This window comes from Dokdonella sp., from assembly GCF_017744955.1.
In the GTDB taxonomy this organism is placed as follows: Bacteria; Pseudomonadota; Gammaproteobacteria; order Xanthomonadales; family Rhodanobacteraceae; genus Dokdonella_A.
The window spans coordinates 280,088-305,562 of the sequence record NZ_JAGIAG010000005.1 but is presented as its reverse complement, the minus strand read 5'-3'; the positions used below and the strand labels follow the sequence as shown (position 1 = coordinate 305,562).

Here is a 25,475-nt window from a genome sequence, read left to right as displayed (position 1 = left end):
CGGCGGCACGAATTGGAACGTGCAGGCGAAGGACGGCGACATCGTCGCCGTCTCAAGCGACGGCGCTTCGGCCGCCTTCTCCGCGCAGGCCTATGCGAAGTCGCTGCTGCCGTCCGGCTACCGGCTCGACACCGCCGCGCCGGGCCGCGAATGCGCGATCGAGGTCGACCTCAAGCCGCTGTCCCTGCTCGGTGATGCGCTCAGCTTCGAACTCGTCTATCGCCGCCTGCCCGGCGAATGCGCCACACCGCTGCGCGACGGCGGCTACGTCGCGGCGCGCAGCGTCCGCCTCGGTTCCGGCGGGCCGGCACGCGTCGAGGACTACGTGCGTCCGGCATCGCTGCTGCAAGCGCTGCGCGCGACCCACGAAGTGGCGGACATGCTCGGCAACGAAGCACCCGCATCGCTTTCGGCGCTGTTCCAGCGGCTCGACGAGATCACCGCCAAGCACTGCGAGCAACGCCTGACGCCGGCGTCGCTGTCGCAGTTCTACGTCGGCGCGGTGCGCGAAGACGGCGTCGATCTGCGCATCGCATGGGGAGACGAATGCGGTGGGCTCGGTGACGAGCCCGAACTCGGAAGTGTTTCGGTGCCGTTGCGCAAGAGCGATTTGAACGACGGCGTGACCGCGCGCACGCTGCAAGTGCCGGGCGTGCATCTGCGTTTCGTCAGCACGGACTGAGCGGCGCGCCGCGCCGCCGGAGGGATGCCCGCGTTCGCGGGCATGACGTCATCCAGTGTCGGAAGTCGCCGGCCTGTTCGACGCGGCGGGTTGGTGCGCGTCCGCGCGACGGCAGCTTCCGGAAGGCCTCGAATCAAAGGTCGCCGTGGATCGCCTGCAATGCCGCCAGCGCGGCGAGGCCGGCGGTTTCGGTGCGCAGGATGCGCGGGCCGAGGCGCAGGCCGCGGAAGCCGGCCTGGTCGAGCGTGGCGAGATCGTGTTCGGACAGGCCGCCCTCGGGCCCGACCGCGAGCGTCGCCGTCGCGCCGACGACGAGGTCGCGCGCGCCGACGTCGCCGTGCGGATCGAGCGCGAGGCGCAGGCCGGCCTCCTCGCCGAGCGCGGCGGCCCAGTCGGCGAGCTTCATCGGCTCGGCCAGTTCCGGCAGGCGGTTGCGTCCGCATTGCTCGCAGGCCGAGGCGATCACGGCTTCCCAGTGCGCCAGGCGGCGTTCGGCGCGTTCGGCGTCGAGCTTGACCTCGGTGCGGTCGGTGACCAGCGGCACCACGCGCGCGACGCCGAGCTCGGTCGCCTTCTGCAGGATCCAGTCCATCTTCTCGCCGCGCGCGATGCCCTGGCCGAGCGTGATGCGCAGCGGGCTCTCGCGTTCGGGCGCAGTGGCCGAGTCGAGCACGCGCGCGGTGACCGAACGCTTCGCCAGCGAGGCGAGCTCGCCGGCGTACTCGCCGCCGTCGCCGTTGAACAGGCGCAGCGGATGACCGCGGTCGAGACGCAGCACGCGCGCGATGTGCTCGCCGGCCTGGACCGGCAGTTCGACTTCACGGCCCGGACGCAGCGGTTGCGGCACGTAGATGCGGGGAATGCGCATGAGGATCTCCGTGGCGCGAAGGTAGGAGGATTGTGCGCAAGCCGACGCGGGTACGCCAGCCTGCGCGGATCTGGTTCGGACCGATCCGTCGCGCGATAGTTTCCTGTGCGCGCGCACACGGCAGCGAGCGATGCGCGCGCTATGCTCGAGGACGCCTGGTTCGGGAGTTCGCCTCGATGCTGCACGCCGGTTTGATCTGCGCCGCCCTGGCCCTGGGCACCACGAGCTTCGCCGCGACGCCGTACGCGGTCGCACCGGACGGCCGCGTCGTCGCGCGCGTGCCCGCATCGCCCTCGCGCGCACCGACCGGCGCCGTGCCGTACGCGGCGACGCCGGACTGGCAGAACACGCTGCGTCTGCAGGTCGCCGGGCTCGCCTTCGGCGACCTCGACGGCGACGGCCGCGACGACCTCGCCGTCGGTACCTATCACAGCAACAGCTTTCCGCCGTACGAGGACTGGCACGACTACGTCTACTTCAACGTCGACGGTACGCTCGAGAACGAACCTTCCTGGCAGTCGGTCGACCAGAGCCACAGCAGCGAAGTCGCGATCGCCGACATCGATGGCGACGGCATGCGCGATCTCGTCGTCGCGCGCGGCGGCTTCTCCTACGATCCGAACGCGGTCTACTTCGGGTCCGCGAAGGGATTGGCGACGACCGCCGGCTGGCAGTCGCAGCAACCGGCCTGGGCCGTCGGCATGGCCCTGGTCGACATCGACGGCGACGGCGATCTCGACCTCGTCACCGCCAACCAGGGCAGCGGCAGCAGCGATCCGTATCGACCGCTGTACCTGTTCCGCAACGACGGCAGCGGCTTCGCCACCACGCCGGACTGGCAGTCCGCCGAGGCGGCCGTGCAGAACTCGGTCGCCGCCGGCGACCTCGACGGCGACGGCGATCGCGATCTCGCGGTAGCGAAATGGGTCGATTTCCAGAGCGCCGCCTACGCCAACGACGGCACCACGCTGGACACGGCGCCGTTCTGGAGCACCGGCTCGACCGCCGGCGACCGCGGCGTCGCGATCGCCGACTTCGACGGCGACGGCGATCAGGACATCCTGCTCGGCCAGACGCGCCTGACCGTGTACGCCAACGACGGCAGCGGCGGCTTCGCGCCGACCTGGCAGGCCGACAACACCGACTCCGACCACCAGGGCGTCGCCGTCGCCGACGTCAACGGCGACGGTCTTCCGGACGTCGCCGAGATCGACTTCTCGCGCGGCAAGGTTTGGCTCTACCTCAGCCGCGACGGCGCGCTCGATCCGGTGCCGGCGTGGAGTTACGACGGCGACGGCGCCGGCAACGCGCTCGCCTTCGGCGACGTCAACGGCGACGGCCTGCCGGACCTCGCGGTCGGCTTCTCCGGACAGCCGTCGGTCGTCGTCTTCCTCAACACCGGCACGCCGGTCGACGATACGATCTTCGAGGACGGCTTCGAGTCGGCGAGTGCGGGGAGGGCGAGGGCAGCACGTCTGGCAGCTGGGCAGGATTCGTAACGGCTGCCGAGCCGACTGAGGCTCGGGATGCGGGATCGACCGGCCCCGATCACGGCGTGACGTATACTCGCGGCAGTTACCTCGGCGTGCCGCCGTCGGAATTCTCTTGTTGCCATGGTCGATCCATCCACCGTCATCGAAGCGGCCGAACGCGCTGGTATCGACCTCGGCCTGATCGACGACAACCTGCGTCTGAGTCCGGAGCAGCGGGCCTTGCAGCATCAGGCGGCCCTTGATTTCGCGCTTGAAATAGAGCGCGCGGGACAGCGACTGCGTGAGCGATCTGCAAAAGCTGCTGCAACGACTCGATGACGCCGGCATCGACTTCGTGCTGGTCGGCGGCTATGCCGCAATGCTGCACGGGTCGAGTCTGCTGACCCGCGATGTCGACGTCTGCGCGACGCTGACGCCGGAGACCATCGAAAAACTGCGTGAAGCCTTCCGGAATTTCCACCCCCGGCATCGCCTGTCGGCACCGCAGCAGTCATTTCTCGACAATCCCGAGCAAGGCGTGGCGTTGAGCAATCTGTATCTCAACACCGACCTGGGCACGCTCGATCTGCTCGGCAGCATTACCGGCGTCGGCGATTATGCGCGCGTCGCACGCGATGCAGTCGAGATCGAATTGTTCGGCCGGCGCGTGCGCGCGATCGGACTCGATGACCTGATCGCGGCCAAGGAGGCGCTCGGCCGAGACAAGGATATGATCGCTGCCAAGGAACTGCGGGCGATCCGCGAAAAGTTGCGCGGGCCGTAACGGCAACTGGACGAATGAGTATGAGTCGACGTCTCGTTGCGTAGGTCGTTGCGCTGCTATTGCCAATGCTCGCCTCGGAGCGTGTTTCGCGCTTGCACGTGCCGCTGCTGTTGATCGCCGGAGAACGGGATCGGCACGCGACGCTGGAACAGTCACAGGCCTTGTACGAAGCAGCCAACGAACCGAAGCAGTTCTGGGGCGTTACCGGCGCGGCGCACGGCGATCTGCACGCGTATGCGAAAGCGGAATACGAACGCCGCTTGCTCGCTTTCCTCGCTTCGTCGTTGCGCAAGGCCGACGTTCAAGCGACCGCGCGCTCGATCCCCTCCGCCGCGACCTCGACCATGAAGTTGATCTCCTCCGGCGTGATGCAGTACGGCGGCATGAAGTAGACGACGTTGCCGAGCGGGCGCAGCACGGCGCCGCGTTCGAGGCCGTGGCGATAGACGCGCAGGCCGCGGCGTTCGGCCGCCGGAAACGGTTCGCGCGTGATCTTGTCGCGTACGAGTTCGATCGCCGCGATCATGCCGGTCTGGCGCACGTCGGCGACGTGCGGATGTGCGGCGAGCGGCGCCAGGCGCGCGGCGAGATGCGCGGCCAGCGCGCGGTTGCGTTCGAGCACGGGCTCCTCGCGCAGCACCGACAAGGTCGCCAGCGCGGCGCGGCAGGCGATCGGGTTGCCGGTGTAGCTGTGCGAATGCAGGAAGGCCTTGCCGGCGGCGTAGTCGGCGTAGAACGCGGCGTAGATCGCAGCGGTGGTCAGCACGGCGGACAGCGGCAGGGTGCCGCCGGTGAGGCCTTTCGACAGGCACAGGAAGTCCGGCACGATGCCGCCCTGCTCGCAGGCGAACAAGGTGCCGGTGCGGCCGAAGCCGACCGCGATCTCGTCGGCGATCAGATGCACGTCGAACTCGTCGCAGAGCGCGCGCAGGCCGGTCAGGTACGACGCGTCGTACATGCGCATGCCGGCGGCGCACTGCACCAGCGGTTCGACGATGACGGCGCTGACTTCGCGCGCCTGGCGTTCGAGGATCGCGCGCAGCGCACGCAGGGCGCGCCCTGCGCAGTCGGCGGCGCTTTCGCCGGGATCGGCCGCGTAGGCGTCGGGCGAGGGCGCGAAGATCGGTTCGAGCAGCAATGGTGCGTAGGTCTCGCGGTACAGCGCGACGTCGGTGACCGACAGCGCGCCGAGCGTCTCGCCGTGATAGCCGCCGGTCAGCGCGACGAAACGCCTGCGCTCGCCGCGGCCCTGGTTCTTCCAGTAATGGAAACTGAGTTTGAGTGCGACTTCGACCGCGCTGGAGCCGTTGTCGGCGTAGAAGACGCGGGAAAGGGAGGAAGCGTCTTGCGCCGCCGATCTCCGCCGTTCCGACGGCACTTCGGCGTCGTGCGTGCGGGCATCCACATCGCCATCCCGTGCGCTTGGCCAATGGATCCCCGCTGTCGCGGGAATGACGCCGCCCGACGCCGGCGGCCGCGCCACCTTCGGCGCGATGCGCACGAGTTCCTCGGCGAGTTCGATCGCCGGCTGGTGCGTGAAGCCGGCCAGCATCACGTGATCGAGCCGGTCGAGCTGGTCCTTCAGCGCCGCGACGATGCGCGGATGGCGGTGGCCGAGCAGGCAAGTCCACCAGGAGCTGACCGCGTCGAGCCAGCGGCGGCCGTCGTGGCCGTACAGCCAAGCGCCCTCGGCGCGCGCGATCGGCAGCATCGGCAGGGTTTCGTGGTCGTGCATCTGCGTGCACGGGTGCCACACGACGGCGAGATCGCGCGCCGCGAGCTGGGCGGCAAAAGTGGGTTCCATAGCCCTGATATGATCCGGCCCGCCCTCGCTTCCGCACAAGTCTTGCCATGCGCCGCTTCCCCGCTTCCCGATTCCTGCTTCGCCGTCCCCGCGGATTCACCCTGATCGAGATCCTCGTCGTGGTCGTGATCCTCGGCATCCTCGCCGCGATCGTGGTGCCGCGCGTGATGGAGCGGCCGGGCGAGGCGCGCGTGACGCGCGCGAAGCAGGACATCGCCGGCATCGTGACGGCGCTGAACTTATACAAGCTGGACAACTTCTCCTACCCGAGCAACGAACAGGGCCTCGAAGCGCTGGTCGCCAAGCCGTCGGGCCAGCCCGACGCGCCGAACTGGAAGGGCCCCTACCTCGACCGGATGCCGAAGGACCCGTGGGGCAAGCCCTACCAGTACCAGCGGCCGGGCCAGCACGGCGAAGTCGACGTCTACAGCAACGGCGCCGATGGCCGCCCCGGCGGGGAGGGCGAGGCGGCGGATGTCGGGAATTGGGAGTGAAGCGGGGATTGCAGATTCGGGATTCGGGATTCGATAGAGCAGCGGGCGGCGAGGCTGTGCGCTTGCGCTCTTTCCAATCCCGAATCCCGAATCTCCAATCCCGGGGCTTCACCCTCATCGAACTCCTCGTCGTCGTCGTGATCGTCGGCGTGCTCGCGGCCGCATTGACGCTGGCCGTCGCCGGCAGTTCCGAGCGCCAGCTCGCGAACGAGGCGGAGCGGTTCCGCGCCTTGCTCGCGCATGCCTGCGGGCAGGCCGAGTTGTCCGGACGCGAGGTCGGCGCCGTGCTCGACGCGAACGGCTACGCGTTCCGCCGGCTCGACGGCAGTGAATGGCGCGAACTCGCCGAAGGCGAACTGCGCACGCGGCGCTGGCCGAACGCGCTGCGCCTCGAACTCGCCCGCGACGGACGACCGCTGGAACTGGCGACGCCGCAGCGTCCCGCCCCGCAACTGATCTGCTTCTCGTCCGGCGAACTGACGCCGTTCGTGCTGACCCTGGCGCTCGGCGACGCACCGCTGCGCTATCGGGTGAGCGGCGCCGAGGACGGCACGTTGAAGGTGGAGAGATGAAGGGGCCGGGATTGGGGATTGGAGATTGGGGATTCGGAAGAGCGCAAACGTGCAGGCTGGCGCGCGCCCGCTTCGCCCAATCCCCAATCCCGAATCCCCAATCCCGGCTCTTCCGCGGCTTCACTCTCCTCGAAGTACTGATCGCCCTCGCCGTCGTCGCGCTGGCCCTGCTCGCGCTGACACGCGCGGCCAGCGTGCAGGTGCAGAGCTTCGACGCGCTGCGCGAACGCACCTTCGCCGGCTGGGTCGCCGCCAACACGCTGACGGAGACGCGCCTTGCCAACCAGTTTCCGCCGACCGGCCGCAGCGAAGGCCGCACGCGCCTGGCCGAGCGCGACTGGCGCTGGACGCGCGACGTGCAGGCGACGCCGGACGCACGCATCCGCCGCATCGACATCCGCGTGTTCGCCGGCGAAGCGCAGGAGCCCTCGGCGACGCTGAGCGGATTCGCCGGTCAGGGTCTGGCGCCGTGAAGCCATGAAGCCGGGATTGGGGATTCGGGATTCGGGATTGGGCGAAGCGGGCGCGCGCCAGCCTGCGCGTTTGCGCTCTTCCGAATCTCCAATCCCCAATCCCCAATCCCGGCCCTCGTACGGCTTCTCCCTCATCGAACTCCTCGTCGCCCTGGCCGTCTTCGCCGCGCTCGCCGCGGCCGCGTACGGCGGGTTGGCGCAATTGGCGCGCACGCGCGGGGCGCTGGCTGCGCAGCAGGATCGGCTGGCCGCGGTGACGCGCGCGGTCGCCGCGGTCGAACGCGACCTGCGCCAGGCGGTGTCGCGTTCCGTGCTCGGCAGCGGCCGCAACGACGTGCTGCCGGCATTGTCAGGCGTGTCCGGCGGCGTCGAGCTGACGCGGCTCGGTTATGCCAATCCGCGTGCCGAGTCGCGCAGCCATCTCGAACGCGTCGCCTATGCGCTCGACGGCGCCGCGTTGCGCCGCCTCCGCTATGCCGTGCTCGATCGCGCGCCGGACACGGTGCCGGCGACGACGGTGCTGCTCGATCGCGTCGACGAACTGCGCCTGCGCTACCTCGGCTGCGACGGCACCTGGCGCGAGGCGTGGCCGTCGTCGCAGCCGCCGACCTGTGGTAGGCAGATCGACAGAACCGAACTGCTGCCGCGTGCGGTCGAGTTCCGTTTCGTGCTGCCGGACCTCGGCGAGATTCGTCGTCTGGTCGAGCTGCCGTCGTCGTCGCCGCCGACCGCGGTGGTGGTCGAGCCATGAACGCACCGCGCCGGCATCAGCGCGGCGTCGCGCTGCTGGTCGCTCTGCTGGTGGTGGCGCTGGCGACGATCCTGATCGCGGCCCTGCTCGATCGCGGCGAACTGGTGCTGGCGCGCACGCGCAATACGCTGCGCGGCGAACAGGCGGAAGCCTACGCGCAAGGCCTGGAAGCCTATGCGGCCAAAGTGCTGCTGGACATTCCCGCGGGGCAGGCGGATACGAACACCAGTCCATGGGCGATGCCGCTGCCGCCGCAGCCGGTGCCCGGCGGCACGATCGGCGCGACGATGCGCGACCAGAACGGCTGCTTCAATCTCAACAATCTCGCGTCGAAGAACGCGGCCGAGCGTGAGGAGTGGATCGGGATCTTTCGGCGCCTGCTGACCGCGGTCGGCCTGCAGGCGGATCTCGTCGGCGCCGTCAGAGGCTGGCTCGATCCGGATCTGCGCGCGACGGAAACGGGCATCTATCTCGCCCAGCCGGTGCCGTATCGCCCGCGCGGCGGCCTGTTCGCGCACGTCTCGGAACTGCGCCTCGTGCGCGGCTTCGGCGGCGATGCCTACGCGCGGCTGGCGCCGTACGTCTGCGCGCTGCCGCCGGGGACGAAGCTCAACGTCAATACCGCACCGGTGCCGGTGCTGATGAGCCTCGGCGACGGCATGACCCGCGCGACGGCGGAGAAGCTGTGGAGCCGCGGCCAGGCGCGCTATGCAGACGTCAACACCTTCCTGCACGACGCCGGCATTCCGGTAACGGCGGACCTGTACCACAGGCTCGGCGTGTCGAGCACCTACTTCCTCGCGCGCAGCGACATCCTGCTCGACGGCGTGCCGTTCACCTTCTACAGCCTGATCGAGCGCAACGGCCTGCGCGTGCTGCAACGCAGCCGCGGCGCCGACCTGGCGCTGGTCGCGCCGGCGCCGATCGCGGCCGGCGAGGCGCCGTGACGAGCTGTCTATTGGCTAGCGAAATCTCCGTCGGCGCTGACATACAATCTTCGCCAATACCCCGGCGGTTCCCATGCCCGATCGTCTCTATCTGCGCCTCGCTGCCGACGGCGGCCTGAGCTGGCTGCGCCAAGCGGCCGGCGTTCGCGAACCCGCTTCGACTCCCGGCGTGCCGCCGGCATCGGCATTGGCCGCGGCCGACGAAGTCGTCGTCGCGGTGCCGGCCGAGGACGTGCTGCTGACCGAGGTGGAGCTGAGCGCGCGCAATCGCGCGCAGTTGTTGCAGGCCTTGCCGTATGCGGTCGAGGACCAGCTGCTGGCGCCGGTCGAGGATCTGCATTTCGCCGCCGCGCGCGGCGAGGGCGGTCGTGTCGGCGTGGCCGTGGTCGCCAAGCAGCGCTTGCGCGACTGGTTGCAGCATCTCGAACGCGCCGGCGTGCGGCCGGACCGCATGCTGCCCGATTCGATCGCGCTGCCGCTGGCGGCGGATCGCGCCACCGCGTTGATCGAGAACGGCCGCGCGACCGTGCGCCTGAAGACGTGGTCCGCGTTCGCCTGCGCGCTCGAGGAGCTGCCCGGCTGGCTGGCGCAGCTGCGCGCCGGACTCGCGCCGCTGGAGGTGCACGACTTCCGCGCGCAGCCGGCCCTGGCATTGCCCACGCCGATCGCGGCATATCGCGAGCGGCAGCGTGACCCGCTCGCGTTTCTCGCCGCGTCGCCGGACGCCGAATCGATCAACCTGCTCGACGGCGAGTTCGCGCCGCGCCATCGTCGCGCCGGCGGCGTACGCGGCTGGCGCCTCGCCGCGGTGCTGGCCGCCGGCGTCGCCGTGCTCGCGCTGGCCGATCTCGGCCTCGAAGTGCTGCAGCTCTCGCGCACCGACGCGCGCCTGCAGACGCAGGCCACCGACGCGCTGCGCAAGGCGTTTCCCGATCTCGACGCGGCCCAGCTCGCGCGCATGAGCCCTGAGCAGCTGATGCGCGGCCGGCTCGACCGCCTGCGCGGCGGCGCGGAAAGCAGCGGCCTGTTGCGCGTGCTCGGCCAGCTCGCGCCGGTGCTCGGTGGCAGCACGGGCATCCAGACGCGCGGCATGGAATACCGCAACGGCAGCTTCGAACTCGCCCTGCGCGCGCCCGACGTCGCCACCGTCGACGGCGTGCGCGAGCGCCTCGTCGCCGCTGGGCTGACGGCCGAAGTCACCGCCGCGAATCCGGGCGCCGACGGCGTCGACGGCCGCATCCGCATCGGAGGTGCACGGTGATTGCACAGCGCTGGCAGGCGCTCGCCGCGCAGGAGCGCCGCATGCTGATCGGCGGCGGCGCCGTGGCCGCGTTGCTGCTCGGCTGGGCACTGCTCTGGCATCCGCTGGCGCAGCGCCGCGCCGAACTGCGCCAGCAGGTCGAGCAGAGCCGGCGCGAATCCGCGTTCGTGCAGCGCGGCGCGGCCGAGATCGAGCGCCTGCGCGCCGCCGGCACGCGCACGCGCGCGGATCGCCAGGGGCGCTCGCTGCTCGCGCTGGCCGATGCCACCGCGCGCAGCGGCGGTCTGGAGGCGGCGCTCAAGCGCGTCGAACCGGCCGGCAGCGGCAGCGTGCGCGTCAGCTTCGAGTTCGCCAATTTCGATGCGCTGGTCGCCTGGATCGAGGATCTGTCGCGCGGCTACGGCGTCGAAGCGAGCGATTTCTCGGCCGACCGCGCCGACGGCGTCGGCCTCGTCAACGCGCGCGTAACGCTGCAGGATGCACCATGACGGGCTGAATGCCCGTCTCCATCGCAATGAATCCACGAAAGAGAACGATGCGAACCTTCAAGATCCTGTTGCTGCTCGTCGTGCTCGGCCTCCTCGCCGCCGGCTGGTTCTTCTGGAAGCTGCCGGCCAGCTTCGCCGTGCGCTACGGCGCCAATTACCTCGGTCCGGTCACGCTCACCGGCGTCAGCGGCACGCTGTGGGACGGCCATGCCGACGGTGTCAGCGTGCTCGGCCGCGATCTGGGCGAGATCGAATGGCGCGCGCAGAAGGCGCCGCTGTTCGACGGCCGCTTCGTCGCCGACGTGCGCATCAAGGGTGCCGACGTCGACGCCGCCGGCACGATGACGCGCAACGGTGACGGTTCGATGCAGGTGCACGAGATGCGCTTCAGCGTGCCGGCCGAACTGCTCGCCACCAGTCTCGATCTCGGCGGCGCCAAGCTGCTCGGCACGATCAGCGGCGTGGTCAACCAGGCCAAGTTCGCCACCACCGCGCTCAGCGACGCCAGCGGCAACGCGCGCTGGAGCGGTGCCGGCGTCGCCGGCCAGGCCGAGACGCATCTGCCCGACATCCTGGGCGAGTTCGCCTCGCAGCCGGACGGCAGCATCGGCGGCCAGGCGCGCGACGACGGCAGCGGCAATCTCGCCGTTGACGGCAATTTCAAGATCGGCTTCAACGTGCTCGACGCGCAGGCCACGCTGTCGCCACGCAACGGCGACGAACAGGTCGCCGAGATGCTGCGCCGCATCGGCGAGCCGCAGCCGGACGGCTCGACCCGCTTCGTGGTGCACGGTCAGATGATCAAGTTCCGGTGAGCGCCGCGCCGGCGCCGGAGTTCCTCGCGCAGGCGCTCGCCGCGGCGCAGCGTGCCGCCGACGCGGCCGAGGCGATCGTGCTGCCGCGCTATCGCGCGCAGGATTTCTCGGTCGTGACCAAGGCCGATGCGACGCCGGTGACCGAGGCCGACCGCGAAGCCGAGGCCGTGATCAAGCGCGTGCTGCGCGAAACCTTTCCGCAGCACGCGTTCTACGGCGAGGAGGAAGGCCGCGAAGGCGACGGCGACTTCCTGTGGCTGATCGATCCGATCGACGGCACCAAGGCCTTCGTGCGCGGCTATCCGATGTTCTCGACGCAGATCGCGCTGATGCACGCCGGCGAACTGGTGCTCGGCGTATCCGCCGCCGGCGAGTACGGCGAACGCGCGTGGGCGGTGCGCGGCGGCGGCGCGTTCCTGCGCGGTCGCGACGGTGCGGTGCATTCGCTGCGCGTCTCCGGCGTGGCGGAATTCGGCCCGGCGACCGCGCTCTCGACCGGCAACCTCAAATCCCTCGCCGGCGCGCCGGCGCGCTGGAACGCTTATGCCGACCTGGTGCGCCGCGTCGGCCGCATCCGCGGCTACGGCGATTTCCTGCACTACCACCTGCTCGCGCGCGGCGCGATCGACCTGGTGGTCGAATCGGACCTCAACATCCTCGACATCGCGCCGCTGGTGGTGATCGTGCGCGAGGCCGGCGGCACGTTCACCGATCTCGACGGCGGTGCGATCGGCCTCGACACGCGCAGCGCGCTGGCCGGCACGCCGGCGCTGCACGCGCAGGCGTTGGCGCTGTTCGCGCGCGCCTGATCCGCCTTCATCGCGACGCGCAGCGTTCGTAGCCGGGCACGCCGAGCCCGAGCACGACGTCGCGCTGCACGCTCCAGCGTCCCTGGCGATCGCGCCGCGGCTCCACGATGCCGCTGCCGCCGTGCGCGTCGCGTTCGCGCGCACGCAGCGCCGGCGTCAGGCGCGGATCGTCGGTGAACAGCACGTCGCCGAGGTAGTAGGTGCAGCGGCCGGGTTCGATCACGTGCAGATGCACGTGCTGCGGCACGGCTTCGCCGGGGTAGCCGCCGGGACGGATGGTGAGGAACGCGTAGCGTCCCTCGGCATCCGTGCGCGCCCAGCCGCGCAGGCGGCCGTGGCGGGCGGTCTCGCCGGAGAGGCGCGGATCGCGCGGATAGAGGCCGCCGCGATCGGTGTGGTAGGCGTAGACGACGATGCCGGGGCGCGGCCGTCCGTTCGCGTCGCGCACGATGCCGGCCAATTCCAGCGGCTCGCCGGGCTCGGCGGACGGTGCGATGTGGCCACGGGAATCGAGCCGCGCGGGCAGGCCGTCGAAGACCGCTTCGCAGCCCTCGCACGGCGCGCCGACGACGATCTCCCGGCCGGTCACGCCGGTGTCGACGGCCGTGTCGAGGCGCACCGTGCGCGGGCGATCGGCATGCAGCGAACGCGCGTCGATCTCGGCGGAGGCCGGCTCGCGCAGCGAGGTGAAGACTTCGACGTGCAGGCGCGACACGTTCCGCGCGCCTTCGATCGACATGCAGCCGGAGTCGTCGCTGCGCGCCCAGGCGATGCGCTGCGGCGAGGTCGAGTCCGGTGCGCGCAGGGCGAGGAGGGAATCGGCGCGCGGCGTCGACGTCGCGTCGGCGAAACACACGCGTGGCGCGGTCGTCTGCGGAGACGCGGCGAGCGTCGCACTCGACGACAAGCGGTTCGGCGCGAGCCAGAGACGGCCTTTCGGCGTCTCCGGATCGTCGTCGGCGGAAGCCTGCGCGTAGTTCGCCTGTAGGAAGCTCATCGCGTAGCGCGCCTGCGCGTCCAGCGGCGCCTGCCAATCGCCCGCGAGCGGATCGAAGCGCCACAGCAGACGCCGCTGCGCGAACACGTGCCCTTGCGCGAGCGTGCCGAGCGGCAGCGCGAATTCGCGCGAGGCGGCGTCGAGCCCGGCCGGCGCCAGGTGCGCGACGTACCAGTTCGCATCCGCGGCCGCGACGGCGCCGAGCAATGCCGGCGAAGGCGGCTCGCCAGTCAGGATCAGGAAGCCGCGGAAACGCTCGCTGCCGATGTCGGCGACGGCAGTGCGCAAGGCCCGCGCGATGCGTGCCGCGTCGTCCGGCGCGGTGCGCGAGGGCAGGAACACCAGCAGGCCGGCGTCGTAGCCGTGCTCGCACATCGGGCACAGGGTGCGACCGGCGTAGGCGCCTTGCAGGTGCTGCACGTCGACCGCCGGCAACGCATCCCAGCGCGGCAGGCCGCTTTGTGCTTGGACGAACGAGGCGAGCCAGAGCAGGATAAGGCCGAGCCAACGGGGCATGGTGGATTCCTCGACGGGGGACGCCTGAGAGAGCGCTCGCGGGTGCGCGGCGTTAACCGACGCGGAGGCGGTTAACGCTTCGCGCGGTCGTCCCCTCTTCATCGACGACGAGCAAGGAGCTGCATTGCACGAGCCGGCCGGCGGTCCGATCCAGGCGTTCGAGGTGGCGTGCCGCGTGCGCGAGGCGCGGCGCGGCGAGCAGCACGCGTACGCGCTCCTGTACCGCCGCTTCGCGCCGCTGGTGCACGGCATCCTGCTCGGCCGTTGCCGCCCTGCGCTGGCGGACGAGGCGACGCAGGAATGCTTCGCGCTCGCCTTCGCGCGTCTGGCGCAGCTGAAGGAAGAGCACAAGTTCGGGCCGTGGATCGCCACCATCGCGCGGCGCATGCCGATGGCGGCGACTTGGGAACACCCGGTCGGCGAGTCGCCCGAGCGCGCGTCGACGGCGGCCTCGCCGGAAGATCGCGCCGATGCCGAGCGCGTCCTGCGCGCGCTGGCGACCTTGCCGGAGGCGTATCGCGAGACGTTGACGCTGCGTCTGGTCGAAGGGCTCGGCGGGCCGGAGATCGCCGCGCTGACCGGACTCACGCCGGAATCGGTGCGCGTGAACCTGCATCGCGGCATGGCGAAGCTGCGTGCCGCGCTCGGGCTGGAGCGCGCGGACATCGCGGAGGTGCGAAATGCGTGACGACGACGCCTTGTGGAATCCCACCGCGGAAGGCGACGCGGAGCTGCGCCGGCTGCGCGCATTGCTCGCGCCGTACGCCGTGGCCGGACGCGGCATCGGCGAGTGGCCGCCGAAGCGGATCGCGCCGCCGCGACGGCGGCGCGGTTTCGCGGCGGTGCTCGCCGCCGCGCTGGCGGCGAGCCTGCTGCTGTACGCCGGCTATGCCTACCGGTTCGGCTGGAGCGAAGGGCGGCCGTGGCAGGTCGACCTCGCCGGCGCGGCGCGCCACCCGCTTGCGCCCGGCGGCGTGCTCGAGACCGGCGCGCGCGAATCGCTGAACGTCGCCGTCGCGCGCATCGGCCGCATCGAGCTGTCGCCGCGCTCGCGCCTGCGTCTGTTGGAGACGCGCAGCGGACGGCACCGCGTCAGCCTCGACGACGGCCATCTGCGCGCGCGCATCTGGGCGCCGCCGGGCTATTTCGGCGTCGACGAGGGCGCCGCCGAAGTCGTCGATCTCGGCTGCGACTTCGAGGTGTGGAAGAACGCCGACGGCCGCGGCCGCGTCTACGTGCGCAGCGGTTGGGTCGTCTATCGGCTCGGCGCGGAGGAGATCCTGCTGCCGTCCGGCTTCGCCATCGATTTCGCCGGCGGGCGCGCGACGACGCCGCTGCGCCCCGAGGCCACGGCGGCTTTCGCGCAGGCCGTGCACGAGTTCGAGCAGGCGCTGGACGCCGGAGACGAGTCGGCGGCCGGCGTCGCCGTGCTGTCCGAACGTGTCGCGGCGACGGCCGACGATGCCGATGCCTTCACGTTGCTCAGTCTGCTGACGCGCCATCCCGCGCTGGCGCGGAGCGCGCTGTATCCGCGGCTCGCGACGGCCTTGGGGCTCTCCGCCGCGGACAGTGCGCATCGCGACGCGTGGATCGCCGGCGACCATGCCGCGATCGACGCCTGGTGGCGGCGGATTTCGCGCCAACCCAAGCACTGGTGGTGGAACTGGTCCGACGCGTTGCCGTGAAGGCGCGTCGCCGCGCGGCGCAGTCCCGTACAATTGCGGCATGCCCAAGCCGCCGATCATCCACGAGACCCGTTCCGTCGAGACGAGCCGTTTCCTGCGGCTGGAACAGGTCGATCTCGAGTTCTCCAACGGGCAGCAGCGCACCTTCGAGCGCCTGCGCAGTTCCGGTCTCGGCGCCGTCATCATCGTGCCGATGCTGGACCACGACACCGTGCTGCTGGTGCGCGAGTACGCGGTCGGCATCGACCGCTACGAACTCGGCCTGCCGAAGGGACGGCTCGATCGCGACGAGACGGTCGAGCAGGGCGCCGATCGCGAGCTGAAGGAAGAGGTCGGCTACGGCGCGCGCGAGCTGCATATCCTCGGCCGCCTGTCGCTGTCGCCGAACTACATGACCGCGATGACCCACGTCGTACTCGCGCGCGAGCTGTATCCGGAGCGCCTGGTCGGCGACGAACCGGAGGAACTCGAAGTGGTGCCGTGGAAACTGTCCGAACTGCACGTCCTGCTCGAACAGCCCGACGTGACCGAAGGCCGTTCGATCGCTGCGCTGTTCATCGCGCGCGAATACCTCGCCGGTCGCTTCCGGCCGCAGCCATGAGCGCTTCGCTCGAATCCCTGGCGCGCGCCGCCGGCGCGATCGCCGAACGCGCGGCCGCGGCGATTCTCGAAGTCTACGAATCGGATTTCGCGGTCACGCAGAAGGACGACCGCACGCCGCTGACCGCGGCCGATCTCGCCGCGCACCGGCTGATCGTGGCGAGCCTGCGCGAGCTGACGCCGGACCTGCCGGTGCTGTCGGAGGAGTCGGCCGACGTCGCCTGGAGCGAGCGCTCGCGCTGGTCGCGCTACTGGCTGGTCGATCCGCTCGACGGCACGCGCGAGTTCGTCAAGCGCAACGGCGAGTTCACCGTCAACATCGCGCTGATCGACGCGCACCGTCCGGTGCTCGGCGCGGTGCAGAAGCCGGTCGGCGGCGAACTCGCGGTGGCCTGGGACGGCGGCGGCGCCTGGTTCGCCGACAGCGCCGGCGCCAAGCCGCGCCGCGTCGGCACGCGCCGGCGCGGCTCGCCGCTGATCGTCGCCGGCAGCCGCTCGCACGGCTCCGAGCACGAGGCGCATCTGCTGGCGCGGCTCGGTCCCTGCGCGAAGCTGCCGCTCGGTTCGTCGTTGAAGTTCCTGCGCATCGCCGCGGCCGAAGCCGATCTGTACCTGCGCCTCGGCCCGACTTCGGAATGGGACACCGCGGCCGGCCAATGCGTGCTCGAACAGGCCGGCGGCGCCGTGCTCGACTTCGACGGCGCGCCGCTGCGCTACAACACGCGCGATTCGCTGCTGAATCCGGATTTCTTCGCGGTCGGCGACCGCGACGCGGACTGGTCGGCGCTGCTGGTGAAACCGTGAAGCGAGGAACGAGGAACTAGGAGTGAGGAACGAGAGGGAGCTTTTCTCGTTCCTCACTCCTAGTTCCTCGTTCCTCGCCCTTACCTACTCATGACGACATCCAAACCCCACATCGACGACCTGCTCGCCATCATGGCGCGCCTGCGCGATCGCGAGCGCGGCTGTCCGTGGGACGTCGAGCAGACCTTCGAGACGATCGCGCCGTACACGATCGAGGAGGCCTACGAGGTCGCCGACGCGATCGACCGGCGCGACTACGCGGATCTGCGCGACGAACTCGGCGATCTGCTGCTGCAGGTGGTGTTCCATGCGCGCATGGCCGAGGAGGCCGGCCACTTCGCGTTCGGCGACGTGGTCGCCTCGATCTGCGAGAAGATGGTGCGTCGCCATCCGCACGTGTTCGCCGACGCGCGCGTGGAATCGGCCGTCGCGCAGACGGTGAACTGGGAAGCCCTGAAGGCGGACGAGCGAGCGGCCAAGGGCGAGGCCGACACCAGCGCGCTGGCCGGCATCTCGCGCGGGCTGCCGGAGTGGCAGCGCGCGTTGAAGCTGCAGAAGAAGGCGGCCCGCGTCGGCTTCGACTGGCCGGACGTGAATCCGGTGTTCGACAAGCTGCACGAGGAGATCGACGAGGTGCGCGCCGAGTTCGCCGCCGGCAGGGAACGCGCGCGGCTGACCGACGAGATCGGCGACGTGCTGTTCGTCTGCGTCAACCTGGCGCGGCACGCCGAGGTGGACGTCTCGCAGGCCTTGCGCCACGCGAACGCGAAGTTCGAGCGCCGCTTCCGGCGCATGGAGGCGTTCGCCGCCGCCGCCGGCGAAGCGCTGGCGGACAAGTCGCTGGCCGAGCAGGACGCGCTGTGGGACCGCGCCAAGGCGGAAGAAGCGCGCTGATCGCGCGACACCGCGGCGTCTCGTGTCACGTTCGGCGGCCGTTGGGCGTTTCTCGAATCGAGGACGCGCGACGCGGCCTCGCTCGCAGTCCGGACCGACGAGGGGATGACATGAACGGCAAGACGGGGTGGTACCTGCTCGCGCTCTGCGCGGCAGCCTGCGGATCGACGGCGAGGGCGGCGGACGGCGTCGTCACGCAGTGCGACGAGGCGGGCTTCCAGGCCGTGCTCGGCAGCGTCGACGGCAGCGGCGGCGGCCGCATCACCTTCAGTTGCGGCACCGCGACGATCGCGTTCACCGGATACAAGACGATCGCGCACGCGGTGGTCGTCGACGGCGGCGGCACGATCACCTTCGACGGCGGCGGCACCTCGCCGTTCTTCCAGGTCTTCGCCAGTGCCAACGCGACCTTGCGTGGCCTCACCTTGCGGCGCGGCAAGCAGGGCGACGTCCACGCGCTGGAGAATTTCGGCACGCTGCGGCTGGATCGCGTGCGCATGCAGGACAACGTTTCCGGCGGCGCGGCGGTGGCCAACGACGGACTCCTGCTGGTGCAGTCGAGCACGTTCAGCGGCAATCGCAACACCGCCGACGACGGCGGCGCGATCGCCAACCTCAACGGCACGCTGGTCGTGCGCGCCAGCACGTTCACCGGCAACCAGGCCGCGCGCCACGGCGGCGCGATCTACAGCAGCTCGACGACGACGGTGCTCAATTCCACCTTCACGACCAACAGCGCCGTCGGCGGCGCGGCCTTCTACCAGGAAGGCAGCGGCGCGAGCCGCGTCGACCAGGTCACCGCCGTCGGCAACAGCGCGACGTTCGGCGGCGGCGTCTACAACGAAGGCAGCGCCAGCGCGACGCTGACGGTCGGCCGCTCGATCCTGGCCGACAACAGTGGCGGCAATTGCGACGGCGTGCTGATCTCGGCCGGCTACAACCTCTGGTCCGGCGCGACGCAGTGTCCGTTCTCGCAGCCCGGCGACGGCGCCGGCAACCCGTCGCTCGGGGCGCTGGCGAACAACGGCGGCCCGACGCAGACGCTGCTTCCGGGCGGCGGCAGCGCGGCGATCGACCGCATCCCTGCCGCGCAATGCCCGATCCGCGTCGACCAGCGCGGCGGCGGGCGTCCGGCCGGAGCGGGGTGCGACAGCGGCGCGGTCGAGGTCGGCGCCGCGTTCGACGTCATCTTCCAGGACGGGTTCGACCTCTGAGCGGAGCGCCCGCGCCCGGCGCGGCCGATGCGGGCGCGTTCGCTCCATGTAAACCTTTCGGCGCCAGCGCGTATCCAAGCCGATTCCACAGCGCACGCCGGAGGTCCCATGCTGTCACGTACTGCCGTCTTCCTTCTGTTGGCCCTGTCGCCGCTGGCGGCCTTCGCCGACAACGACTGCGCGTTCCGCGCCGAGCGCACGCTCGACATCGACGTCAAGGGCGTCGACACGTTCAAGCTCGATACCGGCGCCGGCGATCTCGACGTCAAGGGCGTGCCCGGACTGGCCCGCATCGAGATCCGCGGCAAGGCCTGCGCCAGCGACCAGGACAGGCTGGCCGCGTTGCAGCTGACGCAGCGGCGCGACGGCAACACCGCGTTCGCGGCGACCCAGATTCCCGATTCCGACGGCGGCGTGAACCCGTTCGGCAGCCGCTACGCCTACATCGACGTCGAGGTGCGCATGCCCGCCGAACTGGCGTTGCAGCTGCGCGATTCCTCCGGCGACATCGAGATCGCCGGCCTGCGCAAGGGCATCGACCTGACCGACAGTTCGGGCGACATCGAACTGCGCGACGTCGCCGGCGCCGTGCGCATCTCCGACACCTCCGGCGACATCGAGGTGGACGGTGCCGAAGGCGACGTCACCATCGACGCCGACAGCTCCGGCGACATCGACCTGCGCAACGTGCGCGGCGACGCCTACGTGCGCAACGACAGCTCGGGCGACGTGAAATTCCGCCGCGTCAGCGGCCGCGCGCGCATCGACAACGACAGCTCCGGCGACATCGTCTTCGACGACATCGGCGGCGACGCCAGCGTCGGCCACGACAGTTCCGGCGACATCCGCGCCGATCACGTGCGCGGCGGGTTCACGGTCGAGTCGAAGGCGAACGTCGACGACATCCACTACGCGAACGTCGGCGGCAAGGTCAGCCTGCCGCCGCGTCGCTGAGCGCACGTCCGCACGGCAGCGGCGCACGCGCCGCTGCCGGGATTCCCGCTTACTGCGAGCAGGCCTTGCCGTGCGCCGCGTGCGCACCCTTGGCCTGCGCGTCGGCCTCGCTCATGTACTCGCCCTGCTTGGTCTTGCCGTAGTAGCGATCGGTCGAGCAGTGGTAGACCTTGGTCTCGGTGTTGACCCAGACCTTGCCGGCCCCGCCGCCCGGCGCCGCGGCGCGATTGGCGAGATCGGTTTCGGGCTGCGCGCGCGTCGCGGGCGCGGTGGCGGTCGGGCGCGCCGGTGCGGCCGGCATCGACGGTGCGGCGGCCGGCGGCGGTGTCGCGGGCGCGGCCGGTGCGGCGGCCTTGGTGGCGGCGGGCGCCGCGGCGGCGCTCGCGCCGTACCATTCCTGGACGCCCTTGTGGCCGCGGCAGGCGCCCTTCTTGGCGTCGGCGCTGGTGTAGCTGCCGTCGCGGCAGAGTCCGGTCGAGCCTGCCGGTGCCGCACCGGCCGGTGCGGCCGCTGCCGTCGTCGTCGAGGCCGACGAGGCGCGGCGCGAGGCCTTGGTTTCCGCGGCGTCGCTCTTCGCCGCCGCGCCGTCCGTCGCGTACCACTCCTTGACACCCTTGTGGCCGCGGCAGGCGCCGCGTTTGGCTTCCGCCGAGGTGTAGCTGCCGTCCTTGCACACGCCGGTCGTGCCGGCCGGCGCGCCCGAAGGAACCTGGGCATGGGCGGCGACGGCGAAGGCGAGCGCCAGCGGCAACGCGAGTGCGGCGGGGAAGACTTTCATGGCATTCCTCCTGCGGGATTGAGGGATCGAACGCGCAGGGACGCTACGCGCGCAGGCTTACGGAATGCTTTCGCAGCACGCGGGCGCGAGTGACGAAACGTGTCGGCGCCGGGAGCACCGCGTTCCGCCGGGAAGCCGCGCCCGTCGTGACGGGCGCGGCCGCCGGCGCCGGCTACGGCACGGAGCCGTCGAAGCCGTCGGCGAAGATGCGATCGGTCGGCTCGAGCTCGCCGCAGCCGATGACCTTGACGTCGTCGACGTACCAGCCTTCGCGCGTGCCGCTGCTGTCGGTCGTCAGGCGGTAGCGGAACCGCGCGCTGTGGCCGGCGTAGGAGGACAGGTCGACGATCACGTTGGTGTAGGACTTCGAGCCGCACCAGGCCGGATTGCCGGCGAGCGGATTGCCGCTGCCGGAGGCGATCGGCGCGGTGTACGGATCGGTCAGCAGCTGCGCCGCCGGCACTTGGCTGAAGGCGCCGCCGTCGAGCGAGACCTCGAGGATGCCGCCGTCCTTGCATTCGCTGGCCGTGCCCTCGATCAGCCGCCAGTGCTGGAATTGCAGGTTGAGCCCGCTGAGATCCGCCGGCAGGTCGATCGCGGGCGAGAGCAGGCGGCTGTCGGAAACCGTGCCGGGCGTGAGGCCCTTCCAGGAGTGGCTCGGGCTGGCCGGACGCGAGGTCGCGATCGACCAGCCGTCGCTGCCGACCGCCGCTTCGTGCGTCCAGCCGCCTTCGCCGCTTTCGACGTCGTCGCTGAACAGCGTTTGCGTCGGCGTGTTCAAGCTGCACTGGCCGGGGCCGGCCTGGGTCGTGAACGAGAACGCCGCGCTGGTGGTCGAGCCGCATTCGTTGTTCGCCGTGACGCGCCACCACAGCGGCGTGTTCAGCGGCAGTGCCGCGCTCGGCCGGAACGTGGTCGCGCTGACCGTCTGCGCCAGGATCACGTTGGTGAAGCCGGCGTCGTCGGCGATTTCGACGGTGTAGGAGCTGGCCTGGTCGACCGCCTGCCAGCTGAACTGCGGCTGCGACGGCACGCTGTCGGCGCCGTCGGCCGGCGCGCTCAGCGTGGCCGCGCCGGCGCTTTGCGTAGCGAGATTGACGGTCAGCTGGAGATCGCGGTCGGTGCCGCCGGAACTCGCGCGCAGCGTGATCGTGGACGATCCCGGCGTCGCCGTATCGTTCACCGCCAGCGTGGCGACGGTGCTGCCGGGCGGGGTGACCGGCGTCACGCTGTAGCTGCCGCTGAAGCCGGTCGGCAGGCCGGACGCGAAGCTCATCGCGACCGGGTCGCTGAAGCCGTTGCGTGCGTTCACCTGGATGGTGATCGGCGTCAGCGCGGTCGGCGTGGCGCTTGCCGCGCAGACGTCCTGGCTGAGGTTGTCGGCGGTGGTGGTGAAGGTCGGCGTGCCGCAGGTGTCGAAGCGGAACGCGGCGTAGCGCGTGCGCCAGTTGCCGCCCGGCGGCATGTACATGCCGGTGAACCAGAACGTGCAGCCGTCGGCCGGGTCGACGCCGAGGCCGAAGTAGTCGCCCCAGCGATCGGCGCCGGTCTGCACGCTGGCGCCGTCGACCAGGGTCGTCTCGGTGCTGGTCATCACGCCGAGCGGGTCGCTGGCTTCGCGGCCGACGTAGCGCAGCCCCGGGAACACGCCCGGATCGCGCGCCACGCTGTAGCCCATCGCGATGTTGCCGGACTCGTCCATGCCGATCGCCGCCATCCAGCGGCTGATCTGGCCGTCGGCGTCGTCCGGCGCGTAGGTGCCTTCCTGGTGCACGACCCACGGATTGGCGGGGCCGCCGGTGCGGCGCAGCTCGAACCAGCGGATGCCGGCGACGTTGTTGGTGGTGTCGTCCGGCAGGCGCACGACGTGGTTGCCGACCAGCACCTCGTAGCTGCCGAAGTTGCGGTAGTGCACCGGCACCATCGGCACCTCGAGCAGCGGATCGAGCTTGCGCGTGGTGCCGGGCTGGTGGATCGCGCCGAAGCCGCTGACCTGGAAACGCGAATCGAACTCGCTCTCGGCGACGCGGATCGGTCCGGTCAGCACGGTGTTCGCCGGCGTGGCGAAATCGACGCTGAGCGTGAACATCTCGATGAAGTCGTTGGCCGGATCGTTCGAGCCCGCGTTGTTGCGCTCGTCGTCGTTCATGCGGATGAAGAACCCGGGCGCACCGGCCGGCGGCGGCGTGGTGCCGAACACCGACGCGGGCGGCGTCATCTGGAAGCCGAGGCCGCCGAGATCCGCCACCGACTTGCGCTGCATCGTCGCGGTCTGGCCGGCCAGCATGCGCGTGCGGTCCATCGCGTAGACCGCCGGACCTTCGTTCGCGCCGACGTAGTAGGCGTCGGACCAGACGCCGTACTTCGGATAGTCCGGAAAGCTCGGCGGCGTGAACACGTAGCGCGTCCAGGTGGTCGCGACCGGACTGCTGCCGGCGCTGACGTAGACGCACAGGTCGTTGCTGCCGCTGGTGAACTCGGTGAACAGCCAGCGCTCGGCCAGGTGATCGTAGAGGACCACGCCGTCGCCGAAGCCGCTGGCGCAGGCGCCGCCGCTGCCGAGGTCGTCCATGTTGAACGGTCCGGCGGCGAGGGCGCCGGTGGTGGTGTCGTAGATCGTGTACGAGGCGCCGCCGCCGCTGTTGATCACCTCGACGTAGTAGCCGCCGCCGACGTCGCCGGTCGGGTCCGGCGGGACCACGCCGTTGTAGCCCTGGCCGTCGGCGTTGAACAGCGGTGTGGTGAAGCCGCCGCCGCGCGGCGCGCGGTTGCCGGCGTCGAACGTGCGCTGCAGCTGCACCAGCACGTCGATGTTCTGCACGACCGGATTGGCCGGCTCCGGCGGATGCCTCTGCTGTTCTTCCTTGCCGTGGAACTGGCGCGGGATCTCGCGCACCGGATCGCCGGGCTTCCACGCCGGCAGCACCGGCCGCGTGCGCGCGTCGAGGAAGAAGCGTTCCGGCGTCACCGGTTTGCTGACGTAGTCGGCGCCGCGCGACACGGCCGGCGCGTCCTGCGTCGCCGCGAAAGCAGGGCCGGCGACCAGCAGCGCGGTCGCGGCGAGAACACGATAGGCGGGATTCATGACGGGGACTTCCACACGGCGGCTGCCAGAGCCGGAAGCGAGGGCGTACGACGCTCGGTTTGCGGGCGGAATCAGTCGTCGTCCTCGAGGGGCGGGGTATCCTCACCCAGCGGCACGAGTTGTTCAAGCACGATTTCCCCGCTCGCGCTGCGGATCTGCAATGGCGAAGTTCCCGCACCGTAGCGGGCGCGGGCCGTGCGGCTTCCATCCGGTTGCGTATGCACGCTGAGGCCGAAATCCGTGCCGAGCGCGCCGCCCGTGCGTGCATCGAGCGCGATGTCGCCGAAGGTCGGCACGCGCAGCACGATGCGGCCGCTGTCGGTCTCGATCGTGCTCGCGCCGTGCCAGTTCCTGCCCATCGCGGCGGCGCGGATCGCGCCGCTTCGCGTGCGCAGCGCCAGGCGCTCGCGCGAGGAGGCGACGATGCGGCCGGATCCGCTGTCGGCCTCGATCGCGCCGCCGCGCTTCTTCGCCGTGATCGCGCCGTCCTGCGTGCGCAGTGCCAGTGCGAGATCGCCCGGCACGTACAGGGCGACGTCGATGCGGTCCGACGGCGCCAGGCCGCGCTCGAACGCGACCTCGACGCGCAACGTGTCGCCGTCGCGGCGCGCGCGGAACGTCGCCTTCGCACGCCGGGCGGCGTCGCTCTGCGCGACCGCGTGGATGCCGACCTCGCGTTCGTCGTGGTCGCGCACGCTGATCATGCCCCAGGGATTGTCGAGCGCGATGCGCGTGACGCCGTCCGCGACGTCGAAGGTCTCGTCGACGCGCTCGGCGCGTACACCTTCGGCGCTCGGCGACGGCGCGCGCGGCGAGGCGGCGCAGCCGGCGAGGAGGATCGCGGCCAGCATCGCGAGCATGCTCGTCACGGTCGGGCGCATCGGCTCACTCCTGGAAGATGAAGAACGCGGCGGCGACGATCAGGGCGAAGCCGACCCAGTGGTTCCAGCGGATCGGCGCGCCGAGATACGCCACCGAGAACGCGGCGAACACGCACAGCGTGATGATTTCCTGCATCGCCTTCAACTGCGCCGGGTTGTAGGTGCCATAGCCGTAGCGGTTGGCGGGCACCTGCAGGCAGTACTCGAAGAACGCGATGCCCCAGCTCGCCAGTATGACCAGCCAGAGCGGACGATCGGTGTACTTGAGATGGCCGTACCAGGCGAACGTCATGAACACGTTCGAGCCGATCAGGAGCAGCACGGGCAACAGCGCATTCCACATGGGGGCACACTCGTCGTCGGAAGGTCGGCGCATTCTAGTTTCGCGCGGGCCGCGCTGGACTTGCCCGGCGGATTTGCGCACAGTGCCGGGCACTCTCGTCGATGCGGCCGAGCCGCGCAGGAGGCGTCCGATGCAGTGGAGATTGCTAGCCGTTTCTCTGTCTCTGGGCCTGGCGGCCTGCGCCGCGATGGCCGACGACACGCGGCCTTCGGGGCTGTGCGAGATCAACGATGCGAAGGCGGACGACTGCCGCATGAGCGACACCGTCGCCGCCGACGGCACGCACACGATGGTGTTCATCACCGGCCAGCAGCGCATCGAGTTCGTCGGCAAGTCGCAGACCGGCTGGTGGTCCGGCAAGCTCGAGGGCGAACCGGCGATGGGGCGCGAGATCAATCGCAGCCACATCATGTTCAGCACGATCGACCTGAAGACGACGTTCGAGTGGAAATCGAGCGCGGGCGTCCCGTAGCGATGCGACGCCTGCGGCCGCGAGGCGCCGCA

At 70.7% G+C, this 25,475-nt stretch carries 29 protein-coding genes; 22 read left to right on the top strand and 7 right to left on the bottom strand.

Annotation, left to right across the window (positions count from 1 at the left end; genetic code table 11):
- Nucleotides 1–19 precede the first annotated feature (19 nt).
- Nucleotides 20–682, top strand: coding sequence for a hypothetical protein (locus tag J7520_RS13325; protein WP_291189036.1), 663 nt, complete (start codon nucleotides 20–22; stop codon nucleotides 680–682).
- A 133-nt stretch (nucleotides 683–815) separates the two neighbouring features.
- Here the strand turns inward: J7520_RS13325 and J7520_RS13320 are convergent, their stop codons facing one another.
- The gene (locus J7520_RS13320; protein WP_291189034.1) at nucleotides 816–1,550 is read right to left on the bottom strand and encodes a 16S rRNA (uracil(1498)-N(3))-methyltransferase; all 735 of its coding nucleotides are present in this window, start codon (nucleotides 1,548–1,550) and stop codon (nucleotides 816–818) included.
- 176 nt (nucleotides 1,551–1,726) lie between these two features.
- Between J7520_RS13320 and J7520_RS13315 the strand changes: the two genes are divergently transcribed.
- The 4 genes from J7520_RS13315 to J7520_RS13300 all read left to right on the top strand — a co-directional run bounded on the left by J7520_RS13315 (nucleotide 1,727) and on the right by J7520_RS13300 (nucleotide 4,198).
- Nucleotides 1,727–3,049 (top strand): VCBS repeat-containing protein, encoded by a 1,323-nt coding sequence (locus J7520_RS13315; protein WP_291189032.1) that lies wholly within the window; start codon nucleotides 1,727–1,729, stop codon nucleotides 3,047–3,049.
- A gap of 114 nt (nucleotides 3,050–3,163) precedes the next feature.
- The gene (locus J7520_RS13310) at nucleotides 3,164–3,361 is read left to right on the top strand and encodes a hypothetical protein (RefSeq protein ID WP_291189030.1); all 198 of its coding nucleotides are present in this window, start codon (nucleotides 3,164–3,166) and stop codon (nucleotides 3,359–3,361) included.
- Nucleotides 3,324–3,806, top strand: coding sequence for a nucleotidyltransferase (locus J7520_RS13305; protein ID WP_291189028.1), 483 nt, complete (start codon nucleotides 3,324–3,326; stop codon nucleotides 3,804–3,806). Before J7520_RS13310 ends, J7520_RS13305 begins: the two co-directional genes overlap by 38 nt.
- 92 nt (nucleotides 3,807–3,898) lie before the next feature.
- Complete coding sequence (locus tag J7520_RS13300; protein ID WP_291189026.1) at nucleotides 3,899–4,198, top strand: alpha/beta hydrolase; 300 nt, start codon at nucleotides 3,899–3,901, stop codon at nucleotides 4,196–4,198.
- Here the strand turns inward: J7520_RS13300 and bioA are convergent.
- Nucleotides 4,108–5,610, bottom strand: coding sequence for an adenosylmethionine--8-amino-7-oxononanoate transaminase (gene bioA, locus J7520_RS13295; protein ID WP_291189023.1), 1,503 nt, complete (start codon nucleotides 5,608–5,610; stop codon nucleotides 4,108–4,110). The genes J7520_RS13300 and bioA overlap by 91 nt on opposite strands.
- Nucleotides 5,611–5,657: 47 nt before the next feature.
- Here bioA and gspG point away from each other — a divergent pair, with 47 nt between their 5' ends.
- The 9 genes from gspG (at nucleotide 5,658) to J7520_RS13250 (ending at nucleotide 12,220) form a co-directional block, all read left to right on the top strand.
- On the top strand, nucleotides 5,658–6,104 hold the full coding sequence (gene gspG / locus J7520_RS13290; protein WP_291189021.1) for a type II secretion system major pseudopilin GspG: 447 nt from the start codon (nucleotides 5,658–5,660) through the stop codon (nucleotides 6,102–6,104).
- A gap of 62 nt (nucleotides 6,105–6,166) precedes the next feature.
- Complete coding sequence (gspH, locus tag J7520_RS13285; RefSeq protein ID WP_291189019.1) at nucleotides 6,167–6,676, top strand: type II secretion system minor pseudopilin GspH; 510 nt, start codon at nucleotides 6,167–6,169, stop codon at nucleotides 6,674–6,676.
- Nucleotides 6,673–7,149, top strand: a complete 477-nt coding sequence (gene gspI, locus J7520_RS13280; RefSeq protein WP_291189017.1) for a type II secretion system minor pseudopilin GspI — start codon at nucleotides 6,673–6,675, stop codon at nucleotides 7,147–7,149. Before gspH ends, gspI begins: the two co-directional genes overlap by 4 nt.
- 70 nt (nucleotides 7,150–7,219) lie before the next feature.
- A complete protein-coding gene (gene gspJ / locus J7520_RS13275; RefSeq protein WP_291189015.1) occupies nucleotides 7,220–7,900 on the top strand; it encodes a type II secretion system minor pseudopilin GspJ in 681 nt (226 codons plus the stop codon).
- Nucleotides 7,897–8,847: a type II secretion system minor pseudopilin GspK gene (gene gspK / locus J7520_RS13270; RefSeq protein ID WP_291189014.1), complete on the top strand. Its 951-nt coding sequence runs from the start codon at nucleotides 7,897–7,899 to the stop codon at nucleotides 8,845–8,847. Before gspJ ends, gspK begins: the two co-directional genes overlap by 4 nt.
- Before the next feature lie 73 nt (nucleotides 8,848–8,920).
- The gene (gene gspL / locus J7520_RS13265) at nucleotides 8,921–10,108 is read left to right on the top strand and encodes a type II secretion system protein GspL (protein ID WP_291189012.1); all 1,188 of its coding nucleotides are present in this window, start codon (nucleotides 8,921–8,923) and stop codon (nucleotides 10,106–10,108) included.
- A complete protein-coding gene (locus tag J7520_RS13260) occupies nucleotides 10,105–10,596 on the top strand; it encodes a type II secretion system protein M (RefSeq protein ID WP_291189010.1) in 492 nt (163 codons plus the stop codon). The genes gspL and J7520_RS13260 overlap by 4 nt, the downstream gene beginning before the upstream one ends.
- Nucleotides 10,597–10,643: 47 nt before the next feature.
- Entirely contained in the window at nucleotides 10,644–11,411 is a 768-nt protein-coding gene (locus J7520_RS13255) for a type II secretion system protein N (RefSeq protein WP_291189008.1), read from the top strand.
- A complete protein-coding gene (locus J7520_RS13250; RefSeq protein WP_291189006.1) occupies nucleotides 11,408–12,220 on the top strand; it encodes an inositol monophosphatase family protein in 813 nt (270 codons plus the stop codon). Before J7520_RS13255 ends, J7520_RS13250 begins: the two co-directional genes overlap by 4 nt.
- Nucleotides 12,221–12,227: 7 nt before the next feature.
- Here the strand turns inward: J7520_RS13250 and J7520_RS13245 are convergent, their stop codons facing one another.
- Nucleotides 12,228–13,733 (bottom strand): hypothetical protein, encoded by a 1,506-nt coding sequence (locus tag J7520_RS13245; protein WP_291189004.1) that lies wholly within the window; start codon nucleotides 13,731–13,733, stop codon nucleotides 12,228–12,230.
- A 124-nt stretch (nucleotides 13,734–13,857) separates the two neighbouring features.
- Between J7520_RS13245 and J7520_RS13240 the strand changes: the two genes are divergently transcribed.
- The 7 genes from J7520_RS13240 (at nucleotide 13,858) to J7520_RS13210 (ending at nucleotide 19,884) form a co-directional block, all read left to right on the top strand.
- Nucleotides 13,858–14,421, top strand: coding sequence for a sigma-70 family RNA polymerase sigma factor (locus J7520_RS13240; protein WP_291189002.1), 564 nt, complete (start codon nucleotides 13,858–13,860; stop codon nucleotides 14,419–14,421).
- A complete protein-coding gene (locus J7520_RS13235) occupies nucleotides 14,414–15,418 on the top strand; it encodes a FecR domain-containing protein (RefSeq protein ID WP_291189001.1) in 1,005 nt (334 codons plus the stop codon). The genes J7520_RS13240 and J7520_RS13235 overlap by 8 nt, the downstream gene beginning before the upstream one ends.
- A gap of 40 nt (nucleotides 15,419–15,458) precedes the next feature.
- Nucleotides 15,459–16,019, top strand: a complete 561-nt coding sequence (nudE, locus tag J7520_RS13230) for an ADP compounds hydrolase NudE (RefSeq protein WP_291188999.1) — start codon at nucleotides 15,459–15,461, stop codon at nucleotides 16,017–16,019.
- Complete coding sequence (gene cysQ, locus J7520_RS13225) at nucleotides 16,016–16,822, top strand: 3'(2'),5'-bisphosphate nucleotidase CysQ (RefSeq protein WP_291188997.1); 807 nt, start codon at nucleotides 16,016–16,018, stop codon at nucleotides 16,820–16,822. Before nudE ends, cysQ begins: the two co-directional genes overlap by 4 nt.
- A 90-nt stretch (nucleotides 16,823–16,912) precedes the next feature.
- On the top strand, nucleotides 16,913–17,716 hold the full coding sequence (gene mazG, locus J7520_RS13220; RefSeq protein ID WP_291188995.1) for a nucleoside triphosphate pyrophosphohydrolase: 804 nt from the start codon (nucleotides 16,913–16,915) through the stop codon (nucleotides 17,714–17,716).
- Nucleotides 17,717–17,826: 110 nt separating this feature from the next.
- Nucleotides 17,827–18,930 carry a choice-of-anchor Q domain-containing protein gene (locus J7520_RS13215; RefSeq protein WP_291188993.1) on the top strand — a complete coding sequence of 368 codons (1,104 nt, stop codon included), beginning with the start codon at nucleotides 17,827–17,829 and terminating at the stop codon, nucleotides 18,928–18,930.
- Between the two features lie 108 nt (nucleotides 18,931–19,038).
- Nucleotides 19,039–19,884, top strand: a complete 846-nt coding sequence (locus tag J7520_RS13210) for a DUF4097 family beta strand repeat-containing protein (protein WP_291188991.1) — start codon at nucleotides 19,039–19,041, stop codon at nucleotides 19,882–19,884.
- A 49-nt stretch (nucleotides 19,885–19,933) separates the two neighbouring features.
- On the opposite strand, the gene J7520_RS13205 is transcribed toward J7520_RS13210, so the two are convergent.
- From J7520_RS13205 to J7520_RS13190, 4 genes are all read right to left on the bottom strand, one after another.
- Nucleotides 19,934–20,662: a DUF3761 domain-containing protein gene (locus tag J7520_RS13205; protein ID WP_291188989.1), complete on the bottom strand. Its 729-nt coding sequence runs from the start codon at nucleotides 20,660–20,662 to the stop codon at nucleotides 19,934–19,936.
- Nucleotides 20,663–20,834: 172 nt separating this feature from the next.
- Nucleotides 20,835–23,747, bottom strand: coding sequence for a hypothetical protein (locus J7520_RS13200; protein ID WP_291188986.1), 2,913 nt, complete (start codon nucleotides 23,745–23,747; stop codon nucleotides 20,835–20,837).
- Between the two features lie 71 nt (nucleotides 23,748–23,818).
- Nucleotides 23,819–24,628, bottom strand: a complete 810-nt coding sequence (locus J7520_RS13195) for a hypothetical protein (RefSeq protein ID WP_291188984.1) — start codon at nucleotides 24,626–24,628, stop codon at nucleotides 23,819–23,821.
- A 4-nt stretch (nucleotides 24,629–24,632) separates the two neighbouring features.
- A complete protein-coding gene (locus J7520_RS13190; protein ID WP_291188982.1) occupies nucleotides 24,633–24,971 on the bottom strand; it encodes a DMT family protein in 339 nt (112 codons plus the stop codon).
- Between the two features lie 130 nt (nucleotides 24,972–25,101).
- On the opposite strand from J7520_RS13190, the gene J7520_RS13185 reads away from it, so the two are divergent.
- Complete coding sequence (locus tag J7520_RS13185) at nucleotides 25,102–25,443, top strand: hypothetical protein (protein ID WP_291188980.1); 342 nt, start codon at nucleotides 25,102–25,104, stop codon at nucleotides 25,441–25,443.
- The last annotated feature ends 32 nt before the right edge of the window (nucleotides 25,444–25,475 follow it).

What these genes read in the sequence shown, in the direction of transcription:
- J7520_RS13320 (WP_291189034.1), bottom strand. Translation starts at nt 1,550, where the DNA reads ATGCGCATTCCCCGCATCTACGTGCCGCAACCGCTGCGTCCGGGCCGT.
- J7520_RS13315 (WP_291189032.1), top strand. Translation starts at nt 1,727, where the DNA reads ATGCTGCACGCCGGTTTGATCTGCGCCGCCCTGGCCCTGGGCACCACG.
- J7520_RS13310 (WP_291189030.1), top strand. Translation starts at nt 3,164, where the DNA reads ATGGTCGATCCATCCACCGTCATCGAAGCGGCCGAACGCGCTGGTATC.
- bioA (WP_291189023.1), bottom strand. Translation starts at nt 5,610, where the DNA reads ATGGAACCCACTTTTGCCGCCCAGCTCGCGGCGCGCGATCTCGCCGTC.
- gspG (WP_291189021.1), top strand. Translation starts at nt 5,658, where the DNA reads ATGCGCCGCTTCCCCGCTTCCCGATTCCTGCTTCGCCGTCCCCGCGGA.
- gspI (WP_291189017.1), top strand. Translation starts at nt 6,673, where the DNA reads ATGAAGGGGCCGGGATTGGGGATTGGAGATTGGGGATTCGGAAGAGCG.
- gspK (WP_291189014.1), top strand. Translation starts at nt 7,897, where the DNA reads ATGAACGCACCGCGCCGGCATCAGCGCGGCGTCGCGCTGCTGGTCGCT.
- gspL (WP_291189012.1), top strand. Translation starts at nt 8,921, where the DNA reads ATGCCCGATCGTCTCTATCTGCGCCTCGCTGCCGACGGCGGCCTGAGC.
- J7520_RS13255 (WP_291189008.1), top strand. Translation starts at nt 10,644, where the DNA reads ATGCGAACCTTCAAGATCCTGTTGCTGCTCGTCGTGCTCGGCCTCCTC.
- J7520_RS13245 (WP_291189004.1), bottom strand. Translation starts at nt 13,733, where the DNA reads ATGCCCCGTTGGCTCGGCCTTATCCTGCTCTGGCTCGCCTCGTTCGTC.
- J7520_RS13235 (WP_291189001.1), top strand. Translation starts at nt 14,414, where the DNA reads ATGCGTGACGACGACGCCTTGTGGAATCCCACCGCGGAAGGCGACGCG.
- nudE (WP_291188999.1), top strand. Translation starts at nt 15,459, where the DNA reads ATGCCCAAGCCGCCGATCATCCACGAGACCCGTTCCGTCGAGACGAGC.
- cysQ (WP_291188997.1), top strand. Translation starts at nt 16,016, where the DNA reads ATGAGCGCTTCGCTCGAATCCCTGGCGCGCGCCGCCGGCGCGATCGCC.
- mazG (WP_291188995.1), top strand. Translation starts at nt 16,913, where the DNA reads ATGACGACATCCAAACCCCACATCGACGACCTGCTCGCCATCATGGCG.
- J7520_RS13215 (WP_291188993.1), top strand. Translation starts at nt 17,827, where the DNA reads ATGAACGGCAAGACGGGGTGGTACCTGCTCGCGCTCTGCGCGGCAGCC.
- J7520_RS13210 (WP_291188991.1), top strand. Translation starts at nt 19,039, where the DNA reads ATGCTGTCACGTACTGCCGTCTTCCTTCTGTTGGCCCTGTCGCCGCTG.
- J7520_RS13205 (WP_291188989.1), bottom strand. Translation starts at nt 20,662, where the DNA reads ATGAAAGTCTTCCCCGCCGCACTCGCGTTGCCGCTGGCGCTCGCCTTC.
- J7520_RS13200 (WP_291188986.1), bottom strand. Translation starts at nt 23,747, where the DNA reads ATGAATCCCGCCTATCGTGTTCTCGCCGCGACCGCGCTGCTGGTCGCC.
- J7520_RS13195 (WP_291188984.1), bottom strand. Translation starts at nt 24,628, where the DNA reads ATGCGCCCGACCGTGACGAGCATGCTCGCGATGCTGGCCGCGATCCTC.
- J7520_RS13190 (WP_291188982.1), bottom strand. Translation starts at nt 24,971, where the DNA reads ATGTGGAATGCGCTGTTGCCCGTGCTGCTCCTGATCGGCTCGAACGTG.
- J7520_RS13185 (WP_291188980.1), top strand. Translation starts at nt 25,102, where the DNA reads ATGCAGTGGAGATTGCTAGCCGTTTCTCTGTCTCTGGGCCTGGCGGCC.